Genomic DNA, 7783 nt, shown 5'->3' on the forward strand with positions numbered 1-7783 from the left:
CGCGTAATCGTGCCCGCCGCGCTCTTTATCGTCGCCGAACTGTGCTGGCGGCCGAAACCATTTGGGTCGTTCTCCTCAAGGAGAGCGACCTGCGGAACCCGGCCGCAACGCCGATCGCGATCTTTCTGAGCATGGCCCTGCTCGCCAATTTGGGCATCGTTTGCGGCTTGGCTGCAACGACTGCCGCGAACTCCATCCGGAAGCCGAATTACTGCGAACCCGCGTGGTCATGTCCCGTCATGCCCACTAGCGGGTATCTCGACATTCCGACTGGTGGGGTCCCCGGATGGGTGCCAGCCACGGCGACATCCGGCCGCCAATAGACGATTCTTGAGACAGCGAACAAGGCCCTGCGGCCCTCGCACTTTCAGGAGGTGACGTGATGACAGCTATCTACGGTGTGCTGGCCACGATGCCGGTGATCTGGGGGTTCGCTGGCTACGTGCTCGTGTCTCATCCCGGCACCGCGGAGACTGGTGTGGCCCGGGCGCGGCAGAATAGTGTCGCCAGGGACTTTAGAGCTTCTTGAGGCCGCGCAGTATTCTTGCGAACGGCACCATCGCCGCCAACCCATTTCGGAGACTCCGCTGAAGCGCGCTGGCGTCGGCCACAACAACGTAACGAGCTCCGTGATCCCGCCACTGTGCGGCTTGGTCGATCACTTCGTCAGGGGTGCCGCTCAAGAACACTTCCCGTACCACCGGTGGCGGGACTTGAGCGGTATGGGACAGCGCTGTCTTTTCATCGAAGGCGTTTGGTACGAGGTCCTGCGAACCCGAAAACCCTTCTCCCAACGGATGTCGAGCGCCATGGCGGGCGAACACCTCATCGGACGCGGTGAGAGACAGCGCCTTCAGAACTGGGGAGTTGAGCGCTTCATCGACGGCGCCGCGGCTGGGGCCCGTCACGACCAAGAACTCGACAGCCGGGAGGATGGACATCGGGTCGCGCCCTGCGTCGGATGCCGCGGACCGGACAATCTCCAAACGCTTCGCGTAGTCATCCGGCCGGTGCACGCATGGGAATCAACACTGACTGGCAGCGCACGTCAGGCATGTCGACGGCGAAGCTCAGCCGACTGGTGAGCCGACCGGCAGTGCGCATCCCAGAGCTGCACTACCGGCCGGCTGGCTATGTGCGGACGATCGTCAGCGGCCGCTGTCCCTTAGAACCGCGGGTCCGGCCGGGAATTGACCCGAGCCACTTTCGATCCCCAGGAGATGAGCTCCGGGCTGGCGTCGTCGTTGGGGATCTGGCACTCGATCAGGACCGGGCCGCCCGTGTGAGCGCGGGCTATGCCGATCGCGTCGGCCAGCTCGGCGGCGGTGGTTGCCGTCAGCCCCACACCGCCACCATCTTCAGCGTTGAACACGTCGATCAGCCCGGCGTAGTCCCAGTTCTTGTAGTAGTTGTACGGACCGTCGTGGATCGCCGACTCGATCACGTACCCGCGATTGTTGACCAAGAAAATCAGGACCTCTTGGCGGTGGCGGATCATGGTGGAGACTTCTTGGGCGGTCAGCTGGAACGACCCGTCGCCGATGACCGAGACCAGGCGGCGGTCCGACTCGAGCCCCATCGCATAGCCGAAGCTGGCGGGCACCGACCAGCCGATGGAGCCCCACTGCATCTCGATTTCGAACCTGGCGCCGCCAGGCAGCTGGGTATACATGCCGTTGAGCCAGGAATCACCGGTCTCCACCAACAGCGTGCTGTTGTCGTCCAGGTCGTCCTCGATCTGGCGCCACAGCTCGGCGCGGCTCAGCGGAGCCGCGGGGTCGGCGACCTCGCGGCGCACCACGGCTGCCGTCCCCCTGAGGCGTTTGTACTGCGTCAGGGTCGCGTCGTTGGCCTGGACCTTCTTGGCAAGGTCGGACAGGAAGTCGGCTAGGGCGACGCCGGTGTATTCGGTGTCGGCGAACCGCACTCCCTGAGCTTCGGCGTTGATCAATCGCTGCCGCGGTGGCTGCGCGGTCCAGCCCACGGTCGTGTAGTCGTTGAACACCGGCCCGGCGGCAACGATGAGGTCGGACCAGTCGACGATGGCTTGGCACTGCGGGCTACTGACCTCGCCCCAGTAGATGCCGGCGTATTGGGGGTGATCTTCGGGGAAGAAGCCCTTGGCATTCGGCATGACCGCCACCGCGCAGCCCAGTGCTTCGGCCAGTTCCCGGAACGCGTCGATGGCGCCGTAGGCCCGCAGATGAGCACCGGCCAGCAGGATCGGCTTCTTCGCATCCGCGATGAGGTCGGTGGCCCGGGCGACGGCATCAGCCAGCATTCGCGGGTTGCTGTACTGACCGGACCGCAACGTGGAGAAGGGGGCCGGCGGAGAACACGGTGCGGCCGACAGGTTGCACGGAATCTCGATGTAGGCGGGCTTGCGTTCGCGCAGCGCGGTGCTGATCGCCTCGTCGATCATGGCGGGCGCGTTGGCGGGGTGCTGGATGCGCACCGCCACGCACGTCACCTGCCGGAACACCTCGTACTGAGCGGTGAAGTCGTGGGAACCCACCGTGTGGTGCAGGATGTGATTCTCACCCGCGTCGTTGGTGTTGGGGCTGGATGACACCATGATCACCGGCAGCCGTTCGGCGTAAGCGCCGGCCACACCGTTCAGTGCGGAATAGGCGCCGACGTTGAAGGTGGTGAGGACCGCCGCCGCGCCATTGACCCGGGCGTAGCCCTCCGCGGCGTAGGCCGCGTTGAGCTCGTTGCAGCAGCCGATCTGCTCGATGTTCTTGTTCTCGAGCAGCTCGTCGAGCAATACGAGGTTGTAGTCCCCGGGGACCATGAAGTAGTGCTTCAGCCCGATCTGCTCGAGCCGGGTCGCGAGGTATTGCCCCACGGTGAATTCAGCCATGATGTGTTCCTTCTGGGTTGAGTCAGTCGACCGTGGCGATGATCACTCGGGCGCGTCGATCGGGACGACGTTGATCAGCTTCTTGTTCACGAATTCCTGGATGCCGATGTTGGACAGTTCATGCCCGTAGCCGGACAGCTTGACACCGCCGAAGGGCAGGTCCGGCTTGGTCCACGTCGGGTGGTTGACGAACACCATGCCGGTCTCGATCCGCTTGGCGACCTCGACCCCACGCTCGACGTCCTGCGTGAACACCGAACCGCCGAGTCCGAAGTGCGAGTCGTTGGCCAGGCGCACGGCGTCGTCCTCGCTGCTTGCCCGGAAGAAGAGCGCCACCGGCCCGAAGAATTCCTGGTAGTAGGCGGGGTTGTCCGGGGTCAGGTCGGTCAGGACGGTCGGCCGCACGAACGCACCCGTGGTGGGCACTGGCTCGCCCAGTGGGATGGCCGTCGCGCCGGCTTCGACCGCCGCCTTGATTTTCTCGTTCAACTCGTCGGCGGCACCCTGACTGGACATCGGCGGCAGCGTGGTCGCCGCGTCGAACGGGTCACCGGCCTTGAGCCCGGACAGCGCGGCGTTGAACTTCTCCAAGAACTCGTCGGCGATCTCCTCCGCGACGATGATCCGCTTGGAGGCCACGCAGCATTGGCCGCCGTTGTTCATCCGACCCCACACCGCCCAGCGCACGGTCTTGTCCAGGTCGGCGTCGTCCAACGCGATCAGCGCGTCCGAGCCGCCCAGCTCCATGGTGGACTTCTTGAGGTTCTTGCCGGCCCGGGCCGCGACGACTGAGCCCGCGCCCTCGCTGCCGGTCAGCGACACTCCGCGCACCCGCGGGTCGTCGAGCAGCATGTTGATCTGATCCTTGGTCGCGAACAGGTTGGTGTAGGCGCCGTCGGGGGCACCTGCTTCAAGTAGCAGCCGCTCGAAGGCGGCCGCCGCCTGCGGGACGTTGGAAGCGTGCTTGACCATGACCACGTTGCCGGCCATCAGGTTTGGGGCCGCCACCCGCGCTAGCTGGTACAAGGGGAAGTTCCACGGCTGCACACCCAGGATCACCCCGAGCGGGGCACTGATGAGTATTGCGTTGTCGTTGACGCTGACCGTGTTGAGGCGCTCGGGCGCCAGGAACTTCTCGGCGTTCTCCGCGTAGTAGCTAAAGATGTCCGCGCTGAGCGCCACTTCGCCCAGACTCTCGTTGTAGAGCTTGCCCATTTCCAGCGTCAGCAGGCGGGCAAACTCGTCGGGACGTTCGGTGAGGATGGCCGCGGCACGGCGGCACACTGCGGCGCGTTCGGCGTACGACGCCTGGCTCCAGGACTCAAAGGTCTTCTGCGCCTGAGCGAGAAGGTTCATCGCCTCCGCATCGGTCAGGTCGTCGAAAGTAGCGACGACCTCGTTGTTGTACGGGTTAACGGTCCGGTATGCCATGGTGTTACTCCATCTGTTGTCGAAGCGGCTCCTCAGCCGCTGTTATGGATTTCGTGCTTCGTTCCTGAACATCGCTTGTCGCAAGCGATTACGCGCAGGTGCCTGCTGACGCGCTGTTATTTCTCAGCATCCGGGTTTGGGATGGACATGTCGTTACTGCCACCGCCAAAGAGACATACCTGCCAGCAGGTAAAGTGCCCGAGGACGGGCTTCTGACGAATCGTCAGATTTGCGCCGTCTTGCAAAGCATTTCACCTTCAGGTCGATGCGCATCAAGCTCTGTACATACACGGTGGGCGCCAATTCTGCTGGCGCAGAATGTATTTGCTGCTAGCCGGTATACATGACTGCGGCTGCCCTCAAGTTCTTCACCGTCGTCGGCGCGGACACTGGTGACAGAGCGTTTCGAGCCAGACAGAAGTCACGACGAGGAAACGTGATGTAAGCGAAGGAGAACAAGGAGCATGAAGAAACTCAGGATCGCCCGATCGGCAGTGACCGCGCTAGCCGCGGCGAGTATCGGGTTGGCCTCACTAGTGACGCCTTCGGCGGCGGCAAGCCTGGCTGACTGCCCAGGAGGTTGGTACTGGGACAACGAGAGGCAAAACTGCCTCCCGCCCGGCCTGCCAAAGGATCCCCCGAATGGATGCCTTACCGGCGATGGCAGGCACGTCAGCGGCACGATCTGCGTCAATTAGGACCCGTCACTACGAGGAGTTGGTTATGCACATCGCAACTGTCATCTTGTCCGTTCTGTTGGCCGTGGAGCTCGCACTCACCGGGATCATCAAGATCCTCGGCACCGGCACGGCACGCGCCAATGCCGCGCATCTCGGGATCAGCCTGCGGCTCAGCCGCCTCATCGGTATCGCTGTGGTGGGCCTGTTGACCGGAATCGCGGTCAAGTCTCTTGCCATCGTGACGGCCGCCGCAATCATGCTTGTCATGGCCGGCGCCGTCGGCTACCACCTCAAGGCGCGCGACAAGGGCGTCGCACTGCTTCCCGCGGCGGTTACTGGACTGGCAGCAGTCGCCTTGGCGGTGCTCACCATCGCAGCGTAGGACCATCACCGCCCAGCCCGGAGCCGCCGCCACGAAACGACCAAGTGGAGAAGGTCACGCTGCGGCGCAAGGGATTACGAATGAACGGTGACTGCTGACGGCCGACGCGATCGAATTATTTTCCCGCACCCGTGGTTTCTCACCTCGCGCGGGCACGACTGTTTTACGGCGAATGGCTGCGGCGCAACAATCGTCGCACCGACACTGCCACGCAGTTGCGACGCGCCTTCGATGAGTTTGCGGCCTTGGGCGCCAACGCCTTTGCCCGACGCACCCGCTGCGAGCTCGAGGCCACGGGCGAGAAGGTACGCGCCCACCGCGAGGACCCCGGCGCCGGATTGACCCCTCAAGAGCGCCCGGCTGGCGCGGACCCGGCGGACCAACCCCGAGGTCGGCGCCGAAGTGTTCCTGAGCGCCGCACCGTGGAATGGCAGCGATTACGCGAAGGACATTTCAGCTTCCGAGACCGAGGCCCGTCCGGCACCCTGCTTTACGTTGTAACGGTCGCTATTTCGCACGGCGTTAGGGCAAAAACCGCGTTGCCGCTCAACGCATCTCTGCTCATCTGCGGTCGGTGCCCGGGGTCAGGCGGGCTACACCGCGCAGGATCCACGGTGTCCGCCTGGCCATGACCTCCACGGCGCGGTCCGACCGGCGCATCGCGGTGCGAGGGCCGGGGGTAGGCATTGACGCCAGTGCAGCCTCAGGTGTTCCCGCCCGTGCACCGCGCGGGTCGACCGCCAGCAGTTGCCAAGTGCCGGGCACACCTCGCAGCTCGACGCTGCCGCGGTCGTCAAAGCCCGTGCCCGAGCCGATGACGAGGTCACGTACGGTGCGGGAGACGAGGATCTCGCCTGCGCCGGCCTGCTCGAGTATCCGCGCGGCGACGTGTACGGCAATTCCGCCTATGTCCGCGTCGAGCAGTTCGCACTCACCCGTGTGGATGCCGGATCGGATTCGGATGCCCAGTGTTTCGGCGTCCGCGCGCAACGCCTCGGCGCAGCGGATGGCCTGCGTCGGGCCGTCGAACGTGGCGAGGTGGCCGTCACCGGTGCTCTTGACCACCGTGCCTTCGAACCGTTTAGTCAGTTCGCTCATGAGTTCATCAAAGCGCTGCAAGATCGCACGCCACAGCGCATCGCCCGCCGCCGCGGCATGCTGTGTCGAGGCGACCATGTCCGTGAACAACACCGTGCGCAGGGCGCGACGTGACCGTGGCGGCGCTGCATGGCTGCCGGTGAGGAACTCCTCGATCGCCGTCGTGGTCCTTTCCGGCTCAGTGAACCAGGGCGCATGGTCCACGCCCTCGACCTCAAGGATCTGCGCCCCAGAGATGTGGTCGGCAAGGTATCGGCCATCCTGCACGGGCACCCCGGGGTCTCCGCGGGCGTGGATGATGAGTGTTGGGATGGTGAGAGTCGGCAGGATCGACCGCACGTCGATGCCGAACGACGCTTCGACGGTCGCCCGTGCCATTCCGGGGCTCGCGCACATCCGCTCCATCATTCCGAGCTGGCGGATCGACCGAACCGACGGCACCAGACACTTGACCGCCCTACCGTCGCCCCAATCCGAGCGCACAGCGTCGCCGAATTCCTGCCAGCGTTCGACCTGCTGCGTCGACGGCGCGTAGTCCTCACCCACTTCGCGAAGGATATGCGCCCGGACCTCGGCCGGGCTGCGATCCAAGTCGTCCCATTCGAGACCGCCTAAGTATGCGTACGTGCCGTGGAGGATCAACGCTCGCGTTCGCTCCGGTCGGCGTGCCGCCCAGACAATGGCAGCTGGGCCGCCCTCGCTCAACGCGAGGAGGGCGGCCTTTCCGAAGCCAACGGCGTCCATGACGGCCTCGATTTCGGCCGCTCGATCGTCCACCGAGCGAACCTTCGGGACCGGGTCCGACAACCCGACCCCGGCCTTGTCGAACATCACGACGCGACAGAAGATGCCGAGACGCTCGAAGAACGCCTTGTATTCGGGCAGCGTCCAAAACAACTCGACGTGGCTGACGAACGGCGGGATGAAGACGAGCTCGATGGGCCCGTCGCCAAACACTTGATAAGCAAGGCTCAAATCGCCGCAGGATGCGTACGACGTTTCCGGCATCGTGTGAGCCTACTGCTGCCGGGTGCTGTTGACTGGACCGCTGTTGCATTAACAGGGGCCGCAATTCCGGCGCGGTGGCTCATCAGTCACATTGGTGATCACGCTGTCCGGAGTCTCAAAAAAGCAGGGGCAGCGGCCTCTGCTGAAGGTCCGAAAGATACATACTGAACAAATGTCGCTCGGACGTCGGCGCCTTCCCCGCACGTCAACGGTGCGTGACCTTGCCGAGCATCAGGCGGGGTTGCGGCGGGTGGCAACCCTTGTTGCACGCGGGGAGAATCCGGTGGAGGTATTCGACGCCGTCTACGACGAAATGGCGCG

6 protein-coding genes are annotated in these 7783 nt (G+C 64.4%); 2 read left to right on the plus strand and 4 right to left on the minus strand.

Annotated elements, in window-relative coordinates; all coding sequences use genetic code 11:
* A partial coding sequence (locus VML93_RS29020; RefSeq protein WP_325615763.1) for a hypothetical protein occupies positions 1-323 on the plus strand: 323 nt, incomplete at its 5' end.
* Positions 324-515: 192 nt separating this feature from the next.
* Here VML93_RS29020 and VML93_RS29025 read toward each other — a convergent pair.
* The 3 genes from VML93_RS29025 to VML93_RS29035 all read right to left on the minus strand — a co-directional run bounded on the left by VML93_RS29025 (position 516) and on the right by VML93_RS29035 (position 4294).
* Positions 516-1016: an LLM class flavin-dependent oxidoreductase gene (locus VML93_RS29025; protein WP_325615765.1), complete on the minus strand. Its 501-nt coding sequence runs from the start codon at positions 1014-1016 to the stop codon at positions 516-518.
* Between the two features lie 149 nt (positions 1017-1165).
* Positions 1166-2863 (minus strand): alpha-keto acid decarboxylase family protein, encoded by a 1698-nt coding sequence (locus VML93_RS29030; RefSeq protein WP_325615766.1) that lies wholly within the window; start codon positions 2861-2863, stop codon positions 1166-1168.
* Positions 2864-2905: 42 nt separating this feature from the next.
* Entirely contained in the window at positions 2906-4294 is a 1389-nt protein-coding gene (locus VML93_RS29035; protein WP_325615768.1) for an NAD-dependent succinate-semialdehyde dehydrogenase, read from the minus strand.
* 723 nt (positions 4295-5017) lie between these two features.
* Here VML93_RS29035 and VML93_RS29040 point away from each other — a divergent pair.
* Positions 5018-5356, plus strand: coding sequence for a DoxX family protein (locus VML93_RS29040; RefSeq protein WP_325615770.1), 339 nt, complete (start codon positions 5018-5020; stop codon positions 5354-5356).
* 561 nt (positions 5357-5917) lie between these two features.
* Here the strand turns inward: VML93_RS29040 and VML93_RS29045 are convergent.
* Positions 5918-7462 carry an adenylate/guanylate cyclase domain-containing protein gene (locus VML93_RS29045; RefSeq protein WP_325615774.1) on the minus strand — a complete coding sequence of 515 codons (1545 nt, stop codon included), beginning with the start codon at positions 7460-7462 and terminating at the stop codon, positions 5918-5920.
* Between the last annotated feature and the right edge of the window lie 321 nt (positions 7463-7783).

Origin of the sequence: Mycobacterium sp., assembly GCF_035499775.1 — a bacterium.
GTDB lineage: Bacteria > Actinomycetota > Actinomycetes > Mycobacteriales > Mycobacteriaceae > Mycobacterium.